Source organism: Micromonospora sp. C31, assembly GCF_018070575.1.
Lineage (GTDB): Bacteria > Actinomycetota > Actinomycetes > Mycobacteriales > Micromonosporaceae > Micromonospora.
In genome coordinates, this window is the sequence record NZ_JAGPXN010000008.1 from 23,458 (window position 1) to 45,257 (window position 21,800).

Consider the following 21,800-nt stretch of genomic DNA (forward strand, 5'->3'; position numbering starts at 1 on the left):
TACGGCGAAACGGCGAAACGGCGCGGAAGGTCGGCGCGGGCCGGAACCACCCGCCCGCCTGGCGCGTCGAACCGGCCATGACACGGGGAGCCCCCATCTTCGCGGTCGGCACGCTGGCCGCGCTCACCCTGCTCGGCGGCAGCGCGTTCCCGGCGACGGCGCCGGACCCGCCGCCCCCGGGGCAGCCGACGACCGCGCCCCTGCTGGTCTCCTACGACTCCTGCGCCCAGGCGCTCGCCGGGCTCCGCGCCGCCGCCGGGGCGTCCGTCGGCCCGTGGGGCTTCGGCGACGGCTGGCGTACGGGGGCCGCCTTCGGCGACGTCGCCAAGGACGCGTCCGGGTCCCGGGCGACGGTCCAGTCCGCCCAGTCCGCCCCGGAGCACTCCACCACCAACGTGCACGAGGCCGGCGCGGACGAGCCGGACCTCGTCAAGACCGACGGGCGGCGGATCGTCACCGTCACCCGGGGCGTGCTGCGGGTGGTGGACCCGACCGCCCGGCGGGAGACGGGCCGCCTCGACCTCACCCGGGCGCAACCGGAGCTGAGGTTCGGGGAGCAGGCCAACCTGCTGCTGCACGGCGACCGGGCGCTGGTGTTGACGCAGGTGGGCCCGGACCTCCAGCGGGCGACCCGCGACGCGCGGCCCCGCACCGCCCCGCGCCTGATCCTGGTCGACCTCGCGGACGCGCCACGGGTGCTCGGCACCTACCGGATCGACGGCAACCTCCTCGACGCCCGGCAGACGGGGTCCACCGCCCGGGTCGTCGTCCGCACCCGTCCCCGCCTGGACTTCCCGGACACGGAGCGGGGCACGGACGCGACGCGGACCGCCGCCAACCGGGCGGTGGTCGCCGCCGCCGGGGTGGAGGCGTGGCTGCCGGCGTACGAGTGGACGGCCGGGGCGGAGCGGCACGCCGGCCGGGTCGGCTGTGACCGGCTGAGCCGGCCGCCCGCCTGGTCCGGGACGTCGATGCTGACCGTGCTGAGCTTCGACCTCGCCGGCGATCGGCTCGGTGACGGCGACCCGGTCAGCGTCGCCGCCGACGCGACCACCGTCTACGGCACCGGGAGCAGTCTCTACCTCGCCGGGGAGCGGTCGGCGGCGGCCCGGCCCGGCTCGCCCCGCGGGGGCGTCCGACGGCCGGACCCGCAGGTCACCGAGATCCACCGGTTCGACACCGGCGTCCCCGGGCGACCCCGCTACGTGGCCTCCGGCTCGGTGCCCGGTTCGCTCGTCAACCAGTACGCGCTCTCGGAGTGGCAGGGGCACCTGCGGGTGGCCACCACCACCGGCGACGCCTGGGGCACCCGGCCCACCTCGGAGTCCGCCGTGCACGTGCTGCGTCCCGAAGGGAACGCGCTGGTACGGACGGGCGCGGTCACGGGCCTCGGTCCGGGGGAGCGGATCTTCTCCGTGCGCTTTCTCGGCGGCTCCGCGTACGTGGTCACGTTCCGGCTCACCGACCCGCTCTACGCGCTCGACCTGACCGACCCGACCGCGCCCCGGGTCACCGGCGAGTTGAAGATCACCGGCTATTCGGCGTACCTGCACCCGCTGCCGGAGGGCCGGCTGCTCGGGGTGGGCCAGGAGGCCGACCGGCGGGGGCGGACGCAGGGGCTCCAGGTGTCGCTGTTCGACGTGCGCGATCCGGCCCGTCCGACCCGGCTCGACCAGTGGCACGTGCCGAGGGCGTACTCCGCGCTGGAGCACGACACGCATGCCTTCCTGCACCACCCGGGGACGGGCCTGGTCGCCCTGCCGGTCGGCGACGACGTACGCCTGCTGCGGGTGTCCGGCACCGACATCGGCGAGGTCGGCACGGTCTCCCACACCGGCCGGGCGGGCCCGGTCCTGCGGTCGCTGCTGGTCGGTGACGTGCTCTGGACCGTCTCCGCCGCCGGCCTGCGGGCCACCGACCCGGCCACCGCCCGCAGCCTCGACTGGCTCCCCGTGACCTGAGCCTCCCTCCCCCGGCGGGTGGGGCCCGGTTTCTCGGGGTTTCCGGGCTCCACCCGCCACCACCGACCCGGGCTCCACCCCGTCGCCCACCGGTGGCGGGGCTGGATCAGAGGTACATGCCGGTGCGGTGTTCGTCCTGGTCCCGCTTGACCGGCTTGTCCCCCTCGCCGAAGAAGCGCTTCCCGCCGAACTCGCCGTGCAGGCGGTCGTCCAACTCGTCCGCCAGCCCGGTCATCACCTGGACGGCGAGCATGAGGTGGGTGGCCTGGAAGTTGCGGCCGAAGACGGGGATGGACGCCCACACGGTGTCGTCGGCGCAGTAGAGCCGGCCGATCGGCATCCGGTTGGTCAGCTCGGAGAGCTTCACGTAGAGCCGCTCGGTCGGCTCGACCTCGGTGAGCACCGGGGAGAAGACGTCCACCAGCGGCGGGTTGTCGCGGACCCGGACGAAGACCATCGCCGAGCCGGCGCGGATGTTGATGTCTCCGTCGGAGTCGACCTGCAACCGGTCGGAGTCCGACTTGAGCATGGTCGAGACGACGGTGCGGACCTGCTCGGCGAGCGCGGCCGCGTCGTGCTCGGGCGCCTGGCTCGCGGCGGCCGCCGCGAGCGCCTCGTCCAGGTCGGCCTCCACGTTGCGGTCGGGGCCGAACTCGCTGCGCGCGGTGCCCAGCGGCTCCACCGGCAGCGCTTCGCCCTCGGTGTCGTGGATGAGGTAGACGAGGAAGGCGGGGTGCGGGGCGCCGTAGACGTCGCGCAGCGTCCGGGTGAGCAGGGCCGCCAGCCGGGTGGCCTCGGCGGTGCCGGTGTCCAGCCCGAAGTGCTCGCCGGAGCCCTCCACCACGCCGGGCGGCGACCAGCCGAGCGCGATCATGTCCGCCACGGCGGCCCGGTCGAGCCGGTAGCCCTCCGGCAGGGTGGCGTTGCCGACCGCGCGGGCGGCCAGCCGGTCCCCCTCGCCGACGTCGACACTGACCGAGTAGACCGCGTCGCCGGTGCCGGAGGCCGTCGGGTCGAGGGTCAGCTCGACGTGCGTGCCCGTGGGCAGGGCCGTCAACCGCCCGGCCAGCGCCTGGGCGAACTCGTGCCAGGCCTGGGTGACCTTGGCCCGCAGGTCGGCCGTGCTGGGCTCGTCGAGCAGGATCGGCTCGTGGTGCGCCGGCAGGGTGCCGGGCGAGTCGCCGCTCGGCGCCGAGGGATGGTCTGCCGTCATGATCGCCTCCGTCCGTCAAGGTCACCCTACCCACGGAACGGGGAAGACGAATCAGCCCGACCGTGATCGGACAGCGGCGGTCAGGCGGGTGTGCCGCCCGGGGGCTCGGTGCCGAGCCCGACCGGCCAGGAGGCGGCCAGCGCGCTGAGCCGGGCCGCGGCGCCGGCCGGGTCCGCACCCCGCCCGACCGCGAGCCCGAGAAGGTACGCGGTGACGGGCGCACCCGGCCGCAGCACCTGGTGCGCCACGTCCTTGGCCAGGTCGAGCACGGCCGGCACCGGCACCTGGGCCGGATCCAGCTCCAGCTCGGCACAGGCCGCCGTCACCCAGTCGTCCATGACCGTCATCGTGTCCACTCCTCCGCCCGGCGCACGTCCTCGTCAGTGTCGCAGTCGAACCAGGGCGGCGGGCCGGCGCCGGACCACGGCACCTCGCGCACCCGCAGCCCGGCGAGCAGCGCCCTGATCGGCGCCCCGGTCAGCGGCGCGGCGGAGCCCTCGGGATGCCCGCTGGCGCGCTCGGCGGGCCCGTCGGGGCGCTCGGTGGGTTCGTCGGGATGCCCGCTGGCGCGCTCGGTGGCGACGCGGTCCAGGGCGGCCCGCAGCGGAGCCACCCGCCACACGCCGCAGAGGGTCTGCCGCCGGCCGTCGTCGTCGACGTAGCAGACGCCGTCCTGACCGGCGTCGAGGTGGCCGAGCAACTCCCCGACCGCCGCGCGGGTGAGCAGGGGCAGGTCGGCGGCGAGCAGGGCGACGACCGGCGTACCGGGGTCGAGCAGGGCCAGCCCGGCCGCGGCGGCGGCGACGGGGCCGGCGCCCGGCGGTTCCTCCCGGGTCACCCGCACCCCTGCGGGCACCGGTCCGGGCGGGCCGACCAGGATGCGCGGCGCCGCGTCGGCGACGGCGGCGAGCACACGTTCCCGCATGGGCAGGCCGCCGACCGTCCGGGCCGGCTTGTCCACGCCCCCCATCCGCCGCGCGGCCCCGCCCGCCAGCACCACCGCCGCGTACGCGTCCATCCGGCCACGGTAGCCGTGCGGTGCCCCAGGCCGGGGGTGCAGGATGGCGGGATGGGACGGGCGACTGACCGGCGCGGCGTGCTCCGCATCGACCTCGGCGCGGCGGCGACCGGCCGCACCTCCGTACGCCGGCAGGACAGCCTGGCCGTGGAGGAGCCGCTGGAGATCCGGGTCGGTGCGGCCGGCCCCGGCCGCCGACGACCGCTGGCGGTGACCATGCGTACGCCCGGCGACGATCTCGACCTGGCGATCGGCTTCCTGCTCACCGAGGGGCTGATCCGCTCCGCCGACGACGTACGCACCGCGCAGCTCTGCGCCGGCGCGGAGACACCCAACACGTACAACGTCGTGGACGTGGTGCTGGCGCCCGGCGTGCCCGAACCCGCCGTCGATCCGGCCCGGAACTTCTACACCACCAGCTCCTGCGGGGTGTGCGGCAAGGCGAGCATCGACGCCGTGCGTACCCGATCGGTCTTCGCGGTCGACGACGACCCGCTGACGGTGCCGGCGGCGGTCCTGACCGCGCTGCCGGACCGGCTGCGCGCGGCGCAGCGCGGCTTCGACCGCACCGGCGGCCTGCACGCGGCGGGCCTGTTCACCGCCGACGGCGGCCTGGTCATGGTGCGCGAGGACGTCGGCCGGCACAACGCCGTCGACAAGGTGATCGGCTGGGCGGTCCGCGAGCGGCGGCTGCCGCTGGCCGGGCACGTCCTGCTGGTCTCCGGGCGGGCGAGCTTCGAGCTGACCCAGAAGGCGTGGATGGCGGGGGTGCCGCTGCTCGCGGCGGTCTCCGCGCCGAGCACCCTGGCGGTGGAGCTGGCCGAGGAGGCCGGGCTGACGCTGGTCGGCTTCCTGCGCGGCGAGGCGATGAACGTCTACGCCCGTCCCGACCGGATCACCACCTGATCCGTCGGCCTAGCCGAACAGCCCCAACCGGACCGCGGCGTCGCGGGCCACCAGGAAGCCGGCGATGCCGAGGATCCAGCCGAGCATGCTGCCCGAGGTTCGCATGATCCAGGCGTTGAGCCGGGCCAGCACCGGCTCGATCAGCCTCGGCAGCGCCATCCGGGCCGCCAGCAGCAGCACCGCCGGCAGGACCATGACCAGGCAGTAGCCGGCGAGCAGCCCCACCATCTCGGCCGCGCCGAGCCCCGAGGTGGTCAGCAGGCCGACCGCGCCGAGGTACGGCAGCATCGTCGCCACCTCCGCGAGCGCGGCGAGCAGCGCCAGCCCCACCAGCCACCGCGCCGAGGAGTCGCCCGCGGTGGCCCGGTCCCGCCAGCGCAGCACGCCCCCGGAGCGCCGGGGCCGCTTGCCGTCGTAGCGGAAGCTGAGCACGAACAGCCCGACCCCGAGGACGAGCTGCGCCCAGAGCACCGGCCGGTTGTCCATCGCCCCGCCGAGGACGTCGGCCAACCGGCTGCCGCCGAGGGCGAGCAGCAGCCCGACGCCGAAGTAGAAGACCGCGATCGTGCCGAGGTAGCCGAGGATCCGTCGGGCGTTGACCGGCCCGGGTGCGATCAGCAGCCAGACCGGGATGAAGAGCGTGCCGATGCTCGTGCTGTCGACCAGGGCCAGGCCGGCGAGCGACAGCAGCAGTCCGACGCTCATCCGGTGTTTGCGGTGGGTAGGGGCACGGAACCATTCTGTGCCGGCGTCGTACCCGTCGACTCGCCCTGCGGAACGAACGTCCCCTACATCTTTCGACGGAGACCGCCGTGTCCGGCGGGAGCGCTCCGTGCCGGGCTGCACCCCGGGCAGGCTGGGCCATTCATCATCGCCAGCACGCCCGACGGCGAGGTCGGCTACCTCGATGACCAAGCCACCGGCCGTCTCACGAATGACGTTGCTCCGCTCTGGGCGGTCTGGGATACCGTGAGATCGGTCGCGCTTCCGCGAGACCAGACCATCGACCTGTTGAGAGCGCGATCATGGATGACCTGACCAGCGCGCAGTGGCGCAAGAGCACCCGCAGCAGCTCGAACGGCGGCGCCTGCGTCGAGGTCGCCGACAATCTTCCCGGCGTCGTCGCCGTCCGCGACTCGAAGGACCCGGCCGGCCCGGCGCTCACCTTCGCACCGGCGGCGTGGCGCGCGTTCGTCGTCGAGCTGGCCGAGCGGGCCTGACCAACCGGGGCGCGCTCCGCTGCCGGCGGGCCGTGGCAATGGAAGGCTGTAGCTGAGGGAGGCGCGGCTCTCAGTCGGGCGTACCGAACTGGAGCCAGACGCGGACCCGCTCGGTGACCTCGTCTCGTCCGCCGAGGGCGTCGCGCACCTCTGCGGCAAACGTGGCTCGGCCCTGTATGGACGGCAGCCGGTCGGTCGACAGGGCGGAGAAGACGCCGCCGACCATGTCATCGACGGTGAGCGGTGCGTCGTACTGCACCGACGTCTCCGCGTACCGGTAGCCGGCGCGAACGAGGGCGTCCTGGTTGCGTAGGCGGCCGGCCTCGTCGGTCTGACAGGCAGCTGTGACGGGGTGCCCGAGCAGCCGTTCCAGGCATTCGCGCAGTGCCCTGGACCAATCGGCGCCCTGGAGCCACAGCGGCGCTCCGTTGGTGACCACGGCGACGCCGCCGCCGGGACGCAGCAGCGGCCGGGCGGCCCTGAACAGCGCGTCGCGGTCCATGAAGTGGATGGCGACAGCGGCGGTCAGCGCGCCGATCGTCCGTTCGCCAAGCAGCCGACCCAGCGCGGGCAGGTCGTTGTCGGTGCCGAGCATCCACATGGTGTTGACCGTCGCGGCGTCGAGGGCGGCCTGGCGGGCCAGGGCCAGCATGTCGGGCTCCGGGTCCACGCCGACGACGGCCCCGACCCGGGCAGCGAGCGGGAGGCTCAACTGGCCGGTGCCGCAGCCGAGGTCGACCACCGTGTCCTCGGCGCTGAGGCCGAACGCTCCGACGAGGGCGTCGAGCACCTCGGGCGGGTAACCCCGCCGGTGCCTCGCGTAGTACGTCGCCACCTCACCGCTGAAGCTCGCTCTCATCTCGACAGCCTGCCCGCCGCGCAGCTCGGGAGGCGAGCGATTCTGCTCAGGGCATGGGCAAGGTGTTGCTGCTCGCACTACGCACGGCGAGTCCCTGGGGCTGTGACACATCGGCCACAGCGAGGGGCCAGCGAATCCGACAGCCGAAACCTACAGTCGGGCCATGAGCACCGGCAGAGGCGTGCGGGCGGTATACCCCGGCAGCTTCGATCCCTTCACCCCCGGGCATTTGAATGTGGTGGACCGGGCGCGCGGCCTATTCGACGAAGTGGTCGTGCTCGTCGCGGTGAACAGCCTCAAGAATCCGGGCACCGACGAAGAGGAGCGAGCGGCCAGTGTCCGGGCCGTTCTGCCGGCCGAGTGGACCTCCGTCACCGTTGCGGCCTGGAGCGGATTGACCTCCGCCTACTGCCGTCGCCATGAAGTAGGAGTGATCGTCCGGGGCCTGCGGAACACCACCGACCTGCAGAGCGAGTACCGGCTCGCCGCGGTGAACGGGTCGCTCGGTGTCCCCACGGTGTTTCTGCCTGCGCAGCCCGAACTGGCCGCGGTGTCTTCGACTGCGGTGCGCACGCTGAGGAAGTGACCTTCGTCCACGCGCCCGCAGACGGCCGGAGTGAGGCTGGGCACTAGATCGGGAATCGGCCGCGCCGGACCCGCCAGTGGCGGCCGGCGCTCAGGTGATCGATGATCGCGCGCTGGAGCACGGTGTGGCGCGGCAACTGGTCGAGTGGCGTGGTCAGGGTGCGGAACACGAACCGCAGCACCTCGACGTCGGCGTCCAGCTCTTCCGGCTCCTCGTAGGGTTCCAGCTCGAACATCCGCTGGAACCGGACGATGTTGGAGTCGTCGGGCAGGTACTCCAGCAGCTGCGGGTCGAGCAGCCACGAGCCGCAGGCGAACGCGGTGTAGTGCTCGTCCGGGAAGTGGCGCGGGAAGAACGCGCGGGCCTGATCCAGCGACGCCGCGACCGCTTCCGGCGTGAGCGGCCCCGACTCGGGGATGTGCAGGTCGAGGGCGGTGCCGCCGCGCTGGTGTTGCAGCCGGCCCAGCTCGTAGAGGCCGCCGCGCGCGTGTAGCGTCAGCCAACTCTGCATGACCGGCCAGCCCTCGCGGCGCATCCGCCGGTCGATCGCGAGGTTGCGGCCCAGGTCCGCGAGGGTCGCCCACGAGACGGCGTCGGCGATGCCGTGGTCGCGGTGGTACCCCCTGACAACCTCGACGAGGGCCAGGTACGCGTACACGTAGAGGTGCCGCCAGGCGGGGCCGCGCTCACGCGGCAGCGCTGGACCGGGCGACAGCCAACCGTGGCCCCCGAGATCGGCGCGGACCAGGGCGATCGAGCGGTCGAGCAGCCAGCGCAGCTCGGCCGTCCACAGCGGAGAGTCGGGGTCGGGCCAGCCCGCCATGATCTCGGCGGCGTCGTCCGGGCGCACCGCGAGCCGGTTGAGGATCGCGAGCGCGTCGGCCTTGGCGGGCAGCGGAGCCGACGACAGGTCGCACGCGAGCCGGTGTACGCGTTCGACGTCCTCGACGGGCACGCCGAGCCGGGCGGCGGTGACGTCCAAGTCCACGCGGGCGACCCTACCGGCCGGTCGGCATCTCCCACGGCCTCGTACCGCTCAGGTCGGACCGGTCTGACGGCGGCCCTGACTCACGGGACGGGCCTGAGGATGCCGGCGGGCGAAGAGGATTCCGCCGAGCCTGCTCTCGGGCGAGGTCACGACCGTCTCCGCCTCCACCGCGAACCCGGCCGCGCGCAGCCAGGCCGCCACTTGTTCGGGTCGGCGGCGGTGGACGTGGACCTTCATGGGATGGCCACCGTAGCCCTCGGTCTTCAGCCGTGACCCGTCGCCGACGTGGAAGCCGAGCAGTAGTGGGCCCCCTGGGCGCAGTACCCGTCGGAAGTGCGCGAAGACCCGGCCGATCTCGTCGTCCGGGATGTGGATGAGCGAGTACCAGGCGATCACGCCCGCGACCGAGGCGTCGGCGAGCGCGAGGTCGGTCATCGAGCCCACCTCGAAGCGCAGGTGGGGATGGTCTCGCCGAGCCACCTCGATCATCCCCGGGGAAAGGTCGATGCCGAAGGCGTCGAGGCCGTGCCGGTGCAGGTGGGCGGTGACGCGTCCCGGTCCGCAGCCGATGTCGGCGACCGAGCCGCCGCCGGCGGTCAGCACCAGTTCGGCGAACAACGCCAGGGCCGCCCGTTCGTGGGGCGCGTCGGCCAGGAGGTCGCGCACCAGTTTCGCGTAGCTGGCGGCAACGGTGTCGTAGGAGTCTCTGGTGTCCGCCAACCAGCCTTCGTTGCTCACGCCCGACACGTTAGGTCTTTCAGGCGACGCTCGCCTCGTCCCGTGTCAGCTCGCTTGGTTCTGCTGCTCGGCCCATTCGGCGACCCGTCGCGCGCTCTCCTTCTCGGAGAGGTCCTCCACCCGGGTCATGACCGACCACCGTACGCCGAAGGGGTCCCTGATGCTGGCGAACCGGTCGCCGGACACGAACGTGGACGGCGCCTCACGGACGACGGCGCCGGCCGCCTCGGCCCGGGCGACGACGGCGTCCACGTCGGGGCAGTAGAGGCCCATCGAATAGCAGTCCTGGTCCCCTTCGGGGGCCGCGACGAGCCCGTAGTCGGGCATCGGCTCGCCGAGTTGCAGCAGCCCGTGGCCGAAGTCGAGGACGGCGTGGGCCACGACTCCGCCCATCTCGGTCACGTCGACCACCCGGGCACCGAAGATCTCCCGGTAGAAGTCGATGGCGCCGCGCGCGTCGGGGATCGCCAGGAAGGGGGTCAGGCTGGTGGCGCCGTGCGGCGTACCGTTCGTGGTGTGCTCACCGTCGGCGGCTCGGGTCGTTGCAGTCATGTGACCGATCGTAGGAATGGCGGGCGTGGGCCGGCTTGAAGATTCGCGCCAGGTGCCCGCCCCGGGTGGGGCGAGCCCACGGGGTGTCCTCTACCCGGCGCGGCTGCCCACGTTCGACCGGCTCCCGCCGCCGGACGCGGTGCGGCTGTTGGTGCGGTGGTTCTGGATCCCGGAGTGGCAGATCCAGCCGGGGCGGTCCTCCCGGCAGCACCTGATCGCCTTCCCCGCCTGCAACCTCGTTGTCGAACCGGACGCGGTCGGCATCTCCGGACCGACGACCGGCAGTTCGCACCGTGACCTCACCGGAACGGGCTGGGCCGTCGGCGCCCTGCTGCGGCCGGCGGCCGTGCCCCACCTCGTCGCGGATCCGACGGCCCTGCGGGACCGCTACGAGGTCGTGGACCTGCCCGACCTGCACGCGCGGGTGCACCGCGAGATGACCGGGCCGGGCGACCGGCGGACCCGGCACCGCCGGGCTGTCGACGCCTTCGCGGGGTGGCTCAGCGAGGCGATCCCACCGCCGAACGACGAGGCGCTGCTGGCCAACGCGATGGCCGAGGCCATCGACACGGATCCGGCGATCCGGACGGTCGAGGATGCCGCCGTACGCGTGCGCCTGTCCACCCGCTCGTTGCAGCGGCTCGCGGCACGGTACGTCGGGCTGCCGCCGTCGACGATGATCCGTCGGCGTCGGCTACAGGAGGCGGCCGAGCGCCTGCGTACCGACCCGGACACGACCCTGGCCGCTGTCGCCGCCGACCTCGGCTACAGCGACCATGCCCACCTCGCCAACGAGTTCCGGTCGGTGCTCGGCCTCTCCCTGAGCAGCTACCGGCAGCGGGTCACGCGCGAGGACGGCGGGGTGTGACAGGACGGATGACCGGGTTCTCCCCGGTCGTCCGATCCGGGGGCGGCAGGGGAATCTCCCCGATGTCCCGACCGGCACCGGGAGACAAGGCTCGATGTCATGAAAATCATGAACAGCCGGACCGCCCTCGTGGCGACGGCGCTCGCCACCGTGCTGACCGTCGTGGCCCCCGGCGCGGTCACCCCCGGCCCGCTCCGCCGCCGACTGCCGCCCGGGCACCCTCGGTCCGCACGCACGCGGGTACCAGGCCGTCGTACGCGACGGGGCCACCGAACTGGTGGACGCCACGACGTGGAGCCAGACCTTCACCCCGGCCTCCGGCAACGTCATCTCCAGCCTCGCCGACCTGGACACGTTCGTCGCCGCGCTCTTCGCCGGCCGGGTCGTGCCGCCGGCCCAGTTGGCCGAGATGTTCACCCTGCCCGCGGTCCCCGACGTCGCCGGTGGTCCGGCCCGGTACAGCGCCGGGCTCACCGCGTTCCCGCTGCCCGGAGGCGAGGTCCTGTGGATCAAGACGGGCTCCCGGTTCGGTTACCTGACCGGCGTGGCGGCCACCCGCGACGGCCGGTTCAGGATGCAGTACTCGATCACCGCGACCGACGCCAAGGGTGAGGAGCTCAGCCGTACCGCTCAGGCCGTCATCGGCGCCGCGCTCGGGATGCTCTGACGGGGTCAGCGGGGGCCGCGTCGGCTGCGCCGGCGGCGTAGCACTCCGGGCGCTCCCACCGCCGGCCAGCCGTCCAGATCCGACGGCGGCACGCCCCGGCGCAGCAGGTCGTCGAGGAGCAGTGCCATCGAGTGGCCGGGATGCTCGGCCAGCGCCCGTTCCAGGGCCACGGCCGCCAGTGCGCCCTGCCCCGCCCGCCACGCCGCGAACGCCAGCAGCGCGGCCGGCGCGGCGATCAGCTCCGGCTCGGCCCGGCGCAGCACGTCGGTCCAGAGGGCGATGTCCTCGTCCCGCCCGTCGGTGCGTTCCCAGGCGTGGTCGCGCACCGGCACGTGGGTCAGCAGCACGCTCAGCCAGGCGACCTCGTCGTCGGTGAGCCGCTGCCCGCGCCGGTGCCGGCGCAGCGCGGAGCGTACGGCCGCCGCCCCCGCCGAGCGGACCGCCCGTCCGCCGCGCGGGTCGGTCGCGGGCTCCCGGGCGAGCAGGGCCGCGAGGCGTCGCTCGGCGCGGGCGGTGGCCAGGCGTACGGCCGAACGGGCCGGACCGGTCACCGGGGCGACCTGCGCGACCAGAGCGGCCCGGTCGGGCAGGGCGACCTGGCCGGCGAAGACGGCCGCCGCGCTGACCTCGCTGGCGCCGACGTCGTAGGGGGTGCCGTCGGGCGGGCAGCACGCCGGCTCGGTGCAGAGGTACGACCAGTAGCGGCCCTCGGTGACGCGCAGGGCGTCCAGCACGGGGAGCCCGGCGGCGGTGAGCGCGGCGCGCACGGCGTCGACCGCCGGGGTGACCAGCGGCGCCGGGCCGTAGCCGAGGACCGTGGTGGTCTCGGCGTGCTGCCGGGCGATGACGCCGGCGAGGTGGCCGGCGGGGTCGCGCGGGTCGGCGAGGTCGGGCAGGTCGGCGCGGGCGGCGAAGGTGATCCGGCGGCCCCGCATCGCCACCACGACGACGCTGTCGGCGGGGTGGAAGCCGAGCAGGAAGGGAACGGCGGCGATGAGGTCGGCGGGGGAACGGACGGCGAGCCGGGGGCGGTCGGTCGGGGTCATGGCAGGCAGCCTGCGGCGCGGGCGAAACCACCGGCAGCCCCTGTGGACGACACGCGGGTTATCCACAGCCACGGAGCGTATCGCCCCGGCTCAGGGCGCTTACGCCCCGACGCGGGCCGAACGGTCGGGCTGGTCCGCCACCAGGGACGCCAGCTCGCTGCGGGAGCCGACGCCCAGCTTCGGGTACGCCTTGTACAGGTGGTAGCCGACCGTGCGGGGGCTCAGGAAGAGCTGGGCGCCGATCTCCCGGTTGCTCAAGCCCCGGGCGGCCAGCTGCACCACCTGGTGTTCCTGCGGGGTCAACCGCTGCACGGCACCCGTGTCGGCGGCCCGGACGCTCTCCCCGGCGGCGCGCAGTTCGGCGCGCGCCCGCGCGCTCCAGGGCCGGGCCTGGAGCCGGTCGAAGATCTCCAACGCCGAGTGCAGCACGATCCGCGCCTCGGTGATCCGGCGCGCGCGGCGCAACCACTCGCCGTGCAGCAGTTCGGTGCGGGCCCGTTCGAACGGCGGGCCGCCCTGCCGGTGCAACGCCACCGCCTGGGCGTACTGGTCGTCGGCGTTGCCGTCCAGCAGCGCCTGGCACCGCAGCGCGACCGCCCGCGTCCACGGCTGGCGGACGTGCGCGGCCCATTCGGCGTACCGCCGGGCGGCGGGCAGCCCGTCCGCCGGCCGGTCCACCCGCACCGCGGCCTCCACCAGGTCGGGAAGGCTGGCCATCGCCCCGCCCCGGCGCGGCGCGGCCAGCACCCCGGAGAGTCGGGCGAAGGCCGACTCGTACCGGCCGAGGCCCAGGTCCAGCAGGCTCAACGCGCCCGCCGCGTGGACGTTGCCCGGCGTCACGCCCCGCGTCACCGGTTCCGCGGTCAGCTCGACGCACCGCTCTTCGTCCCCCGTGACGGCGGCCAGGGCGGCCAGCACGGTGTTCAGATAGACCGCGTGCCGGCGCTGCCCGGTGTCGGCGGCGATCCGCAGGCCCTCCGTGGCGCTGGCCTCCGCGTCGTCGTGCCGGCCCGACATTAGCTGGGTGCGGGCGAGCAGCGGGAGCACCGAGGCCAGCAGGCCGGCCGCGCCCTGCTGGCGGGCCGTGTCGGCCAGGCGTGCCGCGACGTCGTGCGCGTCGTCCAGGTCGGCCAGCATCAGGTGCCACCACCCGATGTCGAGCAGCTCCAGGTGCTGCGCACAGCCGGTCGTCGCCTCGACCAGCACCCGCAGCGGTGCCACCGAGGCGTCGGAGAGGGCGTGCTGCGCGGCGATCACCCGGGACAGCGCGGTGACGAGGTGGGCACTGGGCACACCCAGTTCCTCGGCCCGCGCGGCGGTGCGGTCCAGCGCGCCGAGGTCGTCCGCGTGGGCGGCCGCCCGGCCGGCACGGAAGAGCAGGTGACCGGCCCGGCGCGGGTCGAGGGAGGCCACCGCCACGGCGGCGTCGGAGAGCAGGCGGTGGGCCTCCTTCGGGCGGTCCCGCGAGTCCAGCACGGTGGCGCGGACCAGGGCGATGTCGGCCAGTTGCACGGGATCGGCGACGTAGTCGGCGGCCTGGTCGGCCAGCGCCGCGGCCCGATCCAACTGGCCGGCGTCTGCGGCCGCCTCCGCGGCGACGGTCAGCCGCTGCCCGCGTCGTGCCCGGTCCGCGGTCAGCGCGGCAGCCCGCTCGTACATCGCCGAGGCCACCGCGCTCACCCGGGACGACCCGCTGCGCGCGGCGGTCTCCAGCGCTGCCGCCGCATCCTCGTCCGGCCCGACGGCCGACACCGACCGGTGCCAGGCGTACGAGCAGACGTCGCCCCGGGCCGCGTAGACCGCCGCGAGCGCCTCGTGCGCCGCCATCCGGATGCCGGCCTCCGCGGTCTCCCGCAGCGCCGTACGCACGAGCGGGTGGCGGAACACCAGCCGGCCGTCCACCAGCCGCACGAGCTGCGCCTGCTCGGCGGGGGCCAGGTCGCCCCGGGTACAGCCGAGGCGTTCGGCGGCTGCGAGCACCACGGCGGCGTCGGCGGTGGACGCGTCGGCGACGACGCCGAGCAACCGCCGGGTCGCCTCGGGCAGCCGCCGCACCCGCTCGGCGAAGACCTGGTGCAGCCGCTGGTAGCGCGAGGACGGCACGCGCCGCGGCTCGCCGTCGAGCGGCAGTTCCAGCAGGGCGAGCGGGTTGCCCTGCGCCTCGGTGAGCAGGTCGGACAGGAGGTAGCCGGGCACCGGCTCCGGTCGTTGCCCGACCAGGGCGGCGGCGGCCGCCTCGCCCAGCGGCCCGACCGGCAGCTCCGGCAGGCCGGCCTGGTCGAACGGGGACGGCTCGTCGGCACGGACCGCGACGACCACCGCGATCGCCTCGGCGTCGAGCCGACGCACGGCGAAGAGCAGCGCCTCCGCCGAGGCCGCGTCGAGCCAGTGCGCGTCGTCGACCAGGCAGAGCAGCGGGCGTTCCTCGGCCAGCTCGGCCAGCAGGGTCAGCACCGCCAGCCCGACCAGGAACCCGTTGGCGTCGCCGCCGGCCTCCTGGCCGAGCGCCGCCCGCAACGCCCGGGCCTGTGGGACGGGCAGGGCGTCCAGCCGGTCGGTCTCCCGGCCGAGCAGCAGGTGCAGCCCCGCGTAGGGGAAGCCCGCCTCCGACTCGATCCCGTCCGTGCGCAGCACCCGCATGTCGCCGGCCAGGTGCGCGGCGTGATCGAGCAGCGCGGACTTGCCGATCCCGGCCTCACCCCGCAGCACGAGCGCTCCGCTGCGCCCGGACCGCGCCTGATCGAGCAGGGCGGCTGTCCGGGTGATCTCCTCCATCCGGCCGTGCAGCACGGAAACCAAGGTTACGCGGCCACCGGCGCGCTCATCTCCTGGTACAGCGTCTGCTCCGACAGCGCGCCATGGGGCGTACGACCGGCGAGGCGGAACACCGGCACCGCTCGTACGCCCTCGGCGCGCACCCGGGCGAGTTCGGCGCGTACGTCGTCGTCGCCACCGTCCCGCCAGGCGACGCCCACCTCGTCGGCGAGCCGGCGCAGCGTGGCCTGGTCGGCGATGTTGAGTTCGTCGGTGTGGTGGGCGCGGAACAACCGCTCCACCATCGCCTCACCGCGCCCCTGCCGAGCCGCCACCGCGATCAGGCGGTGCGCGGGCAGCGTGTCGGACCACACCGCGTGGCGGTGGCAGAACGTCAGCCCCTCGCTCAGAGCCTTCGACTCGATGCCGGCGACGGCGTCGTCCGCCTCCGCCCCGAAGGCCCGCCGCAGCACGTCGATCTTCGGTTCGCCGTCGACCGTGGCACGCGGGTCCAGTTGGAACGGCCGGAACCGTACGGTCACCTCCCCGCCCTCAGCGCGGATCCGGGCCGCCGCGCGCTGGAACCGGGCGTAGGCGAGGTACGACCACACGCACGGCACGTCGAAAACGAACTGCACGTCCATCGTCCGCTCCTGCTTTCCGTCTTCTCCGTCAGGCCGCGTACGGGACGCGCTCGCGGGCCTCCCGCAGCGCCCGCCCCCACCAGCCGAGCTGGTCCAGGACGGTCTTGGCGGCGTTGTTGCAGCCCTGCGGCTCCACCGGCGTCCCGGACTCGTCGAACTTGTCCCAGCACCCGTGGAAGCTGACGGTGTCCCGCACGGTCGTGGCGTGCATCTCGGCGAAGACCGGACGCAGGTGCTCCACGGCGCGCAGGCCGCCCGCGAGCCCGCCGTAGGAGACGAAGCCGACCGGCTTGGCGTACCACTCGTCGCGGTACCAGTCGATCGCGGTCTTGATCGAGGCCGGGTAGCTGTGGTTGTACTCCGGCGTGACCACCACGAAGGCGTCGGCGGCGGCCAGCCGCGGCGCGAGCGCGTCGACCGCCGCCGGCTGCGGCGCACCGAACGCGGTGAGCGTCGCCGGCAGGTCGACCTCGGCCAGGTCGATCACGTCGGTGTCGAAGCCGCCGTGCCGGCGCGCCTGCTCGACGAACCAGGTGGCCACCACCGGACCGAAACGCCCCTCCCGGGTGCTGGCCACGAGGACGGCGAGACGTAACTGCTGCGTAGTCATGGATGTTCTCCCAGGTTGATCGGGGTTTGTGCCGACCACGCTAGGCAGCCGGCGGCGCCCCGCCATCTGTCAAACGACCGGTCACGGACCCGGACCCCCACCCCGGTGGCCGGTCCGGTCGTTCGACAGATGCCCGACGGATGTCCGCGTCCCTACCGTCGGCGTCCATGACCACTGCACACGCGTCGCCGCAGCCACCGCCCGTCGTCCGCACGCGCTGGGCGCCGGTCGCCGCGTTGGCCCTCGCCATGCTCGTGGTGACCTCCGAGATGAGCATCGCCGGCGTGGTGCTGCCCTCGATCGGCTCCGATCTGGCAGCCGACCCGGCGGCCACCACCTGGGTGTTGCTGGCGTACGCGCTCCCGATGGCCGCGATCTCCATTCCGGCCGGCCGCTGGGCCGACCAGGCCGATCCCCGGCTGATCTTCGTCGTGTCAATGGCCGGCATCGGGGTCACCAGCGTGCTCGCGGCCCTCGCGCCGACGATGTGGATGCTGCTGGCCGTACGTTTGCTCCAGGGCGTCACCGGCGGGCTCACCCTGGCGGTCTACCTGCCGGTGATCGCCGCGACCGTGCGGGCGGACCAGCGGGCCCGCGCGATCAGCACGGTGGTGACCATCATGACCGTCGGCGGGATGGCCGGCGCGTCGCTCGGTGGGCTGGTCGCCGGCGCCTTCGGCTGGCGCGCGGCCTTCCTGCTGAAGCTGCCTCTCGTGGCGGTCGCGCTCTGGCTGGGCCTGCGGGCGCTGCCCCGGGACGGCCGGGGACTGCCCGCCCCCGGCCTGCCGCTGCTGCGCGAGGTGGTGCTGCTGGGCGGCACGGTCGCCGCGGTGGTCGCCGCGGTCGACGAGATCGCGGCGCGGCCGGCGGTGGCCGCCGGGCTCGGCGCGGCCGCCGTGGCACTCGGCCTTACCTGGGCCCGGCTGCCCGCCTCCCGACCGGTCATCGCGCTGGTACGCGACCGCCGCTTCGGTCTCACCGTCCTCGGGCTCTTCCTCGTGTGCTTCAACGTCGCACTGACGGCCTTCCTCCTGCCGTACCTCCTCGCCGACGTGCTGCACGAGGGCCCGGAGGTCACCGGGATGCTGCTGCTGGTCAACATCGGCGCCATGACCGTCACCTCACCGATCGCCGGCTGGCTCGCCGACCGGATCGGCGCGCTGCCCGCGGCGGCGATCGGTGCCGTGCTGGTCGCCGGCGCGACGCTGCTGCCGGTGACGCTCCCGGCCGACGCCGGGCTGGTGCACGTCGGGTGGCAGGTCGCGGTGATCGGCGTCGGATTCGGCCTCTTCAACACCCCGGCCATCGCGGCGGTCATGGCGACGGCGCCCGCTGGCTCGACCGGTGCGGCCGGCGGGGTCAGCGGCACCGTACGGATGATCTCGACAACGCTCGCGCCCGCGGTCGCCGCGCTGTGCTGGACCGTCGGCGGTGGCGGGCTGGCCGGCTTCCGCACCGCCCTGGTGGTGCTCACGGCGATCCAGGCCGCCGGGGCCCTGGCGCTACTGGCCGCCCGGCGGCGCAACCCCGAGCCGGTACCCGCCTGCGCCGGCGACTGACGGGTTACCTTGCGCAGATGGATCTGGCGTACCTGCGGGCGCACCCGGAGCACCTGCCGACCTTCCTGACCCACCAGCGGATCCGGGAGACGCCGGTCGCCGGTGGCGACATCTGCGCCGCGTCCCGGCTCACGCTGGACGACGGGCACTCGGTCTTCACCAAGACCTGGCCGGAGAGCGCCGGCAGACCCGCGCCGGAGGGCTTCTTCGTCGCCGAGGCGGCCGGCCTGCGTTGGCTGCGCGAGGCCGGGACGGTGGCCGTACCGGAGGTGGTCGTGGCGCTGCCGGGGCTGCTCGCGCTGGAGTGGATCGAACCCGGCGAGCCGACGCCCGAGGCGGCCGAGCGGTTCGGGCGCGAGCTGGCGGCCCTGCACCGGGCCGGGGCGCCGGCGTTCGGGGCCGACTGGGCCGGCTTCGTCGGGGCCCTCCCGCAGGACAACAGGCCGGACGACGGCCCCTGGTCGCGCTGGTTCGCCCGGTGCCGGCTGCTGCCCCACCTGCGCCGCGCGGTGGCCGGCGGCGGGCTCACCGACGTCGAGGCCACGCTGGTCGAACGGGTCGTCGAGCGGATCGGCGAGTTCGGCGGGGACGAGCCGCCGGCCCGGATCCACGGCGACCTCTGGCCGGGCAACGTGCTCTGGGGCGCGGACGACCGGGTCTGGCTGGTCGACCCGGCGGCGCACGGCGGGCACCGCGAGACCGACCTGGCCCAGCTGGCCCTCTTCGGCGGCGCCCCGCACCTCGACCGGATCCTCGCCGGGTACGCGCAGGAGTGGCCGCTGGCCGACGGGTGGCGGGAGCGGGTACCGCTGCACCAGCTCCACCTGCTGCTGGTGCACGCCGCCCTGTTCGGCGGGGCGTACCGCGATGCGGTCTCCCGTACCGCCCGGTCGGCGCTGGCCGGGCTCGGGCGCGCTACCGTCGACGGGTGACCGCCGCCCCGCCGACCGACGGCGTCCTCGCCGACCGGTACGGCCGCGTCGCCCGGGACCTGCGGGTCTCCCTGACCGACAAGTGCAACCTGCGCTGCACCTACTGCATGCCGGCCGAAGGGCTGGCCTGGCTGCCCGGCCCGCAGCTGCTCGGCGACGACGAGATCGTCCGGCTGGTCGGGGTCGCGGTACGCCTGCTCGGCGTGACCGAGGTGCGGTTCACCGGCGGGGAGCCGCTGATCCGGCCCGGCCTGGTCGGCATTGTGGCCGCCGTGGCGGCGCTGGAGCCGCGCCCCCGGATCTCGCTGACGACCAACGGCATCGGGCTGGACCGGCTCGCCCCCGCGCTGCGCGCCGCCGGCCTGGACCGGGTGAACGTCTCGCTGGACACCCTGGATCCGCAGCGGTTCGCCCGGCTGACCCGGCGCCCACGCCTGGCGGACGTGCTGGGCGGGCTGGCCGGGGCCGCCGCGGCCGGGCTCACCCCCGTGAAGATCAACTCCGTGTTGATGCGCGGCGTCAACGACGACGAGGCGCCCGGGCTGCTCCGCTTCGCCCTCGCCCACGGCTACGAGCTGCGGTTCATCGAGCAGATGCCGCTGGACGCCCAGCACGGCTGGGACCGCCGCACGATGGTCACCGCCGACGAGATCCTGGCCTCCCTGCGCGGGGAGTTCGACCTCACCCCCGACCCGGCGGAGCGCGGCGCGGCGCCGGCCGAGACCTGGCTGGTCGACGGCGGCCCCGCCCGGGTCGGCGTGATCGCCAGCGTCACCCGGCCGTTCTGCGGCGACTGCGACCGCACCCGGCTCACCGCCGACGGGCAGATCCGCACCTGCCTCTTCGCCACCGAGGAGTCCGACCTGCGCGGCGCCCTGCGGGCCGGAGCGGACGACGACGAGCTGGCCCGGCGCTGGCGGGTCGCGACGTGGGAGAAACGGGCCGGACACGGCATCGACGACCCGGCCTTCCTCCAGCCCACCCGGCCGATGTCCGCGATCGGAGGCTGACCGTGACAGAACCGACGCGGTCGGGTCACCCCGGGCCAGCGGCCCAGGCACCGCCGGCACCCACCGGCCCGCCGGCCCGGGCGGGCCACGCCGGGCCGCCGGCCGCCGCCGGCACGCCGCTGACCGTCCGTTACTTCGCCGGGGCGCGGGCCGCCGCCGGGCGGTCCGAGGAGACCGCATCCGCCGGCCGGTCCCTGGACGAACTCCTCGAGGAGCTGACCGAACGGCACGGCGAGCGACTCGCCGACGTCCTGACGGTGGCGAGTTTCCTCGTCGACGGCGTGACCTGTCATGATCGGCGGGCACCGCTACCGACCGGGGCCACGATCGACGTCCTGCCGCCCTTCGCGGGCGGCTGAGGGAGGCGCACACATGTTGGCGGCACTGGCGTTCGTCGCCACCATCGCGCTGATCACCGGCCTGATCCACCTCTACCTGTGGAAACGCCTGGTGCGGGACACCACCACCTCGGGTCGCTGGCGGCGGATCGGCGGGGTCACCGCGCTGGTGCTCGCGCTGCTCGTACCGGCCACCATGGCCGGCACCCAGGCGGGCCTCTACTGGCTCGCGTGGCCGGGCTACCTCTGGCTCGCCGTCATGTTCTACCTGCTCGTGCTGCTCGTGGCGCTGGAGGTGCCGATGGCGGTGACGAAGCTCGTGCTGCGTCGCCGGGTCGCCGCCGCGGAGCCCACCGCCGCCGCCCCCGAGCCCGCCATGGTGGGCGCGGCGGGGCCGGCCGACCCGCCGGCCGCCGACGCCGTCGGGCAGGCGGACCACGACCCGACCCGCCGGCTGCTGCTCGCCCGTGGGGCGGCGATCTTCGCCGGCCTCACCGCCACCGGCCTCACCGGGTACGGCATCCGCACCGCCCTCGGCCCGCCGCAGCTCGACCGGGTGCAGATCCCGCTGGCCAAGCTCCCCCGCAGCATGGACGGCCTGCGGATCGCCACGGTCTCCGACATCCACCTCGGCCCGCTGCGCGGGCGGGCGCACACCGAGCGGATCGTCGCCGCGATCAACCGCCTGGACGCCGACATCGTCGCTGTCGTCGGTGACCTGGTCGACGGCTCGGTCGCCGAGCTGGGCGAGGCCGCCGAGCCGCTGCGCGGCCTGCGTTCCCGGCACGGCAGCTACTTCGTCACCGGCAACCACGAGTACTACTCCGGCGTCGAGGAGTGGGTCCAGGAGCTGGACCGGCTCGGCCTGCGGGTCATGCAGAACGAGCGCACGGAGATCCAGGCCCGGGGCGGCGTACTAGACCTGGCCGGGGTCAACGACGTCACCGCAGCCGGCAGCGGGCTGGCCGCCCCGGCGGACTACGCGGCAGCCCTCGGCGACCGCGACCCGAACCGCCCCGTGGTGCTGCTCGCCCACCAGCCGGTCGCGGCGGTCGAGGCGGCGAAGTTCGGCGTGGACCTCCAGCTCTCCGGGCACACCCACGGCGGCCAGCTGGTCCCGTTCAACCTGCTGGTGAGGCTCCAGCAGCCGGTGGTCTCCGGCCTGGGCGAGGTCGACGGCACCAAGGTCTACGTCACCAACGGCGCCGGCTTCTGGGGCCCACCGGTCCGCGTCGGCGCCGAACCCCAGATCACCCTGGTGGAGCTGCGTTCCCGCTGACCCATAGCGCGGGCGGCCGGCGTTGTCCAGCACCGGATGCTCAGCTCACGGG

The 21,800-nt window shown here is 74.6% G+C and carries 23 protein-coding genes and 1 pseudogene; 12 read left to right on the forward strand and 12 right to left on the reverse strand.

Annotated features, from left to right (window positions below; all coding sequences use genetic code 11):
- Positions 1–77 precede the first annotated feature (77 nt).
- Complete coding sequence (locus KBX06_RS12750; RefSeq protein WP_210834722.1) at positions 78–1,961, forward strand: beta-propeller domain-containing protein; 1,884 nt, start codon at positions 78–80, stop codon at positions 1,959–1,961.
- 106 nt (positions 1,962–2,067) lie between these two features.
- Here KBX06_RS12750 and KBX06_RS12755 read toward each other — a convergent pair whose 3' ends face one another.
- The 3 genes from KBX06_RS12755 to KBX06_RS12765 form a co-directional block, all read right to left on the reverse strand.
- Positions 2,068–3,174, reverse strand: coding sequence for a hypothetical protein (locus KBX06_RS12755; protein ID WP_210834723.1), 1,107 nt, complete (start codon positions 3,172–3,174; stop codon positions 2,068–2,070).
- 80 nt (positions 3,175–3,254) lie between these two features.
- The gene (locus tag KBX06_RS12760; protein WP_210834724.1) at positions 3,255–3,521 is read right to left on the reverse strand and encodes a DUF6457 domain-containing protein; all 267 of its coding nucleotides are present in this window, start codon (positions 3,519–3,521) and stop codon (positions 3,255–3,257) included.
- On the reverse strand, positions 3,518–4,192 hold the full coding sequence (locus tag KBX06_RS12765) for an NTP transferase domain-containing protein (protein ID WP_210834725.1): 675 nt from the start codon (positions 4,190–4,192) through the stop codon (positions 3,518–3,520). Before KBX06_RS12765 ends, KBX06_RS12760 begins: the two co-directional genes overlap by 4 nt.
- A 51-nt stretch (positions 4,193–4,243) precedes the next feature.
- On the opposite strand from KBX06_RS12765, the gene fdhD reads away from it, so the two are divergent.
- On the forward strand, positions 4,244–5,098 hold the full coding sequence (fdhD, locus tag KBX06_RS12770; RefSeq protein WP_210834726.1) for a formate dehydrogenase accessory sulfurtransferase FdhD: 855 nt from the start codon (positions 4,244–4,246) through the stop codon (positions 5,096–5,098).
- A gap of 9 nt (positions 5,099–5,107) precedes the next feature.
- Here the strand turns inward: fdhD and KBX06_RS12775 are convergent, their stop codons facing one another.
- Complete coding sequence (locus tag KBX06_RS12775) at positions 5,108–5,803, reverse strand: GAP family protein (protein WP_210834727.1); 696 nt, start codon at positions 5,801–5,803, stop codon at positions 5,108–5,110.
- A gap of 123 nt (positions 5,804–5,926) precedes the next feature.
- On the opposite strand from KBX06_RS12775, the pseudogene KBX06_RS27775 reads away from it, so the two are divergent.
- Positions 5,927–6,136: pseudogene (locus tag KBX06_RS27775) on the forward strand (Scr1 family TA system antitoxin-like transcriptional regulator); the annotation flags it as partial.
- Entirely contained in the window at positions 6,124–6,318 is a 195-nt protein-coding gene (locus KBX06_RS12780; protein WP_210834728.1) for a DUF397 domain-containing protein, read from the forward strand. The pseudogene KBX06_RS27775 and the gene KBX06_RS12780, both read left to right, overlap by 13 nt.
- 70 nt (positions 6,319–6,388) lie before the next feature.
- Here the strand turns inward: KBX06_RS12780 and KBX06_RS12785 are convergent, their stop codons facing one another.
- Positions 6,389–7,177: a class I SAM-dependent methyltransferase gene (locus tag KBX06_RS12785; RefSeq protein ID WP_210834729.1), complete on the reverse strand. Its 789-nt coding sequence runs from the start codon at positions 7,175–7,177 to the stop codon at positions 6,389–6,391.
- Between the two features lie 163 nt (positions 7,178–7,340).
- Between KBX06_RS12785 and coaD the strand changes: the two genes are divergently transcribed.
- On the forward strand, positions 7,341–7,763 hold the full coding sequence (gene coaD, locus KBX06_RS12790) for a pantetheine-phosphate adenylyltransferase (protein WP_210834730.1): 423 nt from the start codon (positions 7,341–7,343) through the stop codon (positions 7,761–7,763).
- 43 nt (positions 7,764–7,806) lie between these two features.
- Here coaD and KBX06_RS12795 read toward each other — a convergent pair whose 3' ends face one another.
- From KBX06_RS12795 to KBX06_RS12805, 3 genes are read right to left on the reverse strand one after another with little or no spacing between them, the layout of a single operon-like run.
- Positions 7,807–8,751, reverse strand: a complete 945-nt coding sequence (locus KBX06_RS12795; protein ID WP_210834731.1) for an acyltransferase domain-containing protein — start codon at positions 8,749–8,751, stop codon at positions 7,807–7,809.
- A 48-nt stretch (positions 8,752–8,799) separates the two neighbouring features.
- Positions 8,800–9,489, reverse strand: coding sequence for a class I SAM-dependent methyltransferase (locus KBX06_RS12800; protein WP_210834732.1), 690 nt, complete (start codon positions 9,487–9,489; stop codon positions 8,800–8,802).
- A gap of 45 nt (positions 9,490–9,534) precedes the next feature.
- Complete coding sequence (locus KBX06_RS12805; RefSeq protein ID WP_132240483.1) at positions 9,535–10,041, reverse strand: glyoxalase/bleomycin resistance/extradiol dioxygenase family protein; 507 nt, start codon at positions 10,039–10,041, stop codon at positions 9,535–9,537.
- Positions 10,042–10,066: 25 nt separating this feature from the next.
- On the opposite strand from KBX06_RS12805, the gene KBX06_RS12810 reads away from it, so the two are divergent.
- Together KBX06_RS12810 and KBX06_RS12815 are read left to right on the forward strand one after the other, a co-directional pair.
- The gene (locus tag KBX06_RS12810) at positions 10,067–10,909 is read left to right on the forward strand and encodes a helix-turn-helix domain-containing protein (protein ID WP_307854609.1); all 843 of its coding nucleotides are present in this window, start codon (positions 10,067–10,069) and stop codon (positions 10,907–10,909) included.
- 277 nt (positions 10,910–11,186) lie between these two features.
- A complete protein-coding gene (locus KBX06_RS12815) occupies positions 11,187–11,576 on the forward strand; it encodes a hypothetical protein (RefSeq protein WP_210834733.1) in 390 nt (129 codons plus the stop codon).
- Between the two features lie 5 nt (positions 11,577–11,581).
- Here KBX06_RS12815 and KBX06_RS12820 read toward each other — a convergent pair whose 3' ends face one another.
- From KBX06_RS12820 to KBX06_RS12835, 4 genes are all read right to left on the reverse strand, one after another.
- Complete coding sequence (locus KBX06_RS12820; protein ID WP_210834734.1) at positions 11,582–12,622, reverse strand: DUF4192 domain-containing protein; 1,041 nt, start codon at positions 12,620–12,622, stop codon at positions 11,582–11,584.
- Positions 12,623–12,721: 99 nt separating this feature from the next.
- Positions 12,722–15,412: an AAA family ATPase gene (locus tag KBX06_RS12825; RefSeq protein WP_210834735.1), complete on the reverse strand. Its 2,691-nt coding sequence runs from the start codon at positions 15,410–15,412 to the stop codon at positions 12,722–12,724.
- A gap of 11 nt (positions 15,413–15,423) precedes the next feature.
- On the reverse strand, positions 15,424–16,020 hold the full coding sequence (locus KBX06_RS12830; RefSeq protein WP_210834736.1) for a DsbA family protein: 597 nt from the start codon (positions 16,018–16,020) through the stop codon (positions 15,424–15,426).
- Positions 16,021–16,048: 28 nt separating this feature from the next.
- On the reverse strand, positions 16,049–16,630 hold the full coding sequence (locus tag KBX06_RS12835; RefSeq protein WP_210834737.1) for an NADPH-dependent FMN reductase: 582 nt from the start codon (positions 16,628–16,630) through the stop codon (positions 16,049–16,051).
- A gap of 167 nt (positions 16,631–16,797) precedes the next feature.
- Here KBX06_RS12835 and KBX06_RS12840 point away from each other — a divergent pair, with 167 nt between their 5' ends.
- The 5 genes from KBX06_RS12840 to KBX06_RS12860 all read left to right on the forward strand — a co-directional run bounded on the left by KBX06_RS12840 (position 16,798) and on the right by KBX06_RS12860 (position 21,748).
- Complete coding sequence (locus tag KBX06_RS12840; protein WP_210834738.1) at positions 16,798–18,189, forward strand: MFS transporter; 1,392 nt, start codon at positions 16,798–16,800, stop codon at positions 18,187–18,189.
- A 17-nt stretch (positions 18,190–18,206) separates the two neighbouring features.
- Positions 18,207–19,121, forward strand: coding sequence for a fructosamine kinase family protein (locus tag KBX06_RS12845; RefSeq protein WP_210834739.1), 915 nt, complete (start codon positions 18,207–18,209; stop codon positions 19,119–19,121).
- Positions 19,118–20,131 carry a GTP 3',8-cyclase MoaA gene (moaA, locus tag KBX06_RS12850; protein ID WP_210834740.1) on the forward strand — a complete coding sequence of 338 codons (1,014 nt, stop codon included), beginning with the start codon at positions 19,118–19,120 and terminating at the stop codon, positions 20,129–20,131. Before KBX06_RS12845 ends, moaA begins: the two co-directional genes overlap by 4 nt.
- A gap of 119 nt (positions 20,132–20,250) precedes the next feature.
- On the forward strand, positions 20,251–20,490 hold the full coding sequence (locus KBX06_RS12855; protein ID WP_210834918.1) for a MoaD/ThiS family protein: 240 nt from the start codon (positions 20,251–20,253) through the stop codon (positions 20,488–20,490).
- Positions 20,491–20,503: 13 nt separating this feature from the next.
- Positions 20,504–21,748, forward strand: coding sequence for a metallophosphoesterase (locus KBX06_RS12860; protein ID WP_210834741.1), 1,245 nt, complete (start codon positions 20,504–20,506; stop codon positions 21,746–21,748).
- Positions 21,749–21,800 lie beyond the last annotated feature (52 nt).

Excerpts from the sequence above, each read along its gene's own strand:
- KBX06_RS12780 (WP_210834728.1), top strand. The coding sequence starts at position 6,124 with ATGGATGACCTGACCAGCGCGCAGTGGCGCAAGAGCACCCGCAGCAGC.
- KBX06_RS12860 (WP_210834741.1), top strand. The coding sequence starts at position 20,504 with ATGTTGGCGGCACTGGCGTTCGTCGCCACCATCGCGCTGATCACCGGC.
- KBX06_RS12760 (WP_210834724.1), bottom strand. The coding sequence starts at position 3,521 with ATGACGGTCATGGACGACTGGGTGACGGCGGCCTGTGCCGAGCTGGAG.
- KBX06_RS12755 (WP_210834723.1), bottom strand. The coding sequence starts at position 3,174 with ATGACGGCAGACCATCCCTCGGCGCCGAGCGGCGACTCGCCCGGCACC.
- KBX06_RS12785 (WP_210834729.1), bottom strand. The coding sequence starts at position 7,177 with ATGAGAGCGAGCTTCAGCGGTGAGGTGGCGACGTACTACGCGAGGCAC.
- KBX06_RS12765 (WP_210834725.1), bottom strand. The coding sequence starts at position 4,192 with ATGGACGCGTACGCGGCGGTGGTGCTGGCGGGCGGGGCCGCGCGGCGG.
- KBX06_RS12775 (WP_210834727.1), bottom strand. The coding sequence starts at position 5,803 with ATGAGCGTCGGACTGCTGCTGTCGCTCGCCGGCCTGGCCCTGGTCGAC.
- KBX06_RS12830 (WP_210834736.1), bottom strand. The coding sequence starts at position 16,020 with ATGGACGTGCAGTTCGTTTTCGACGTGCCGTGCGTGTGGTCGTACCTC.
- KBX06_RS12820 (WP_210834734.1), bottom strand. The coding sequence starts at position 12,622 with ATGACCCCGACCGACCGCCCCCGGCTCGCCGTCCGTTCCCCCGCCGAC.
- fdhD (WP_210834726.1), top strand. The coding sequence starts at position 4,244 with ATGGGACGGGCGACTGACCGGCGCGGCGTGCTCCGCATCGACCTCGGC.
- coaD (WP_210834730.1), top strand. The coding sequence starts at position 7,341 with ATGAGCACCGGCAGAGGCGTGCGGGCGGTATACCCCGGCAGCTTCGAT.
- KBX06_RS12750 (WP_210834722.1), top strand. The coding sequence starts at position 78 with ATGACACGGGGAGCCCCCATCTTCGCGGTCGGCACGCTGGCCGCGCTC.
- KBX06_RS12835 (WP_210834737.1), bottom strand. The coding sequence starts at position 16,630 with ATGACTACGCAGCAGTTACGTCTCGCCGTCCTCGTGGCCAGCACCCGG.
- KBX06_RS12840 (WP_210834738.1), top strand. The coding sequence starts at position 16,798 with ATGACCACTGCACACGCGTCGCCGCAGCCACCGCCCGTCGTCCGCACG.
- KBX06_RS12805 (WP_132240483.1), bottom strand. The coding sequence starts at position 10,041 with ATGACTGCAACGACCCGAGCCGCCGACGGTGAGCACACCACGAACGGT.
- KBX06_RS12845 (WP_210834739.1), top strand. The coding sequence starts at position 18,207 with ATGGATCTGGCGTACCTGCGGGCGCACCCGGAGCACCTGCCGACCTTC.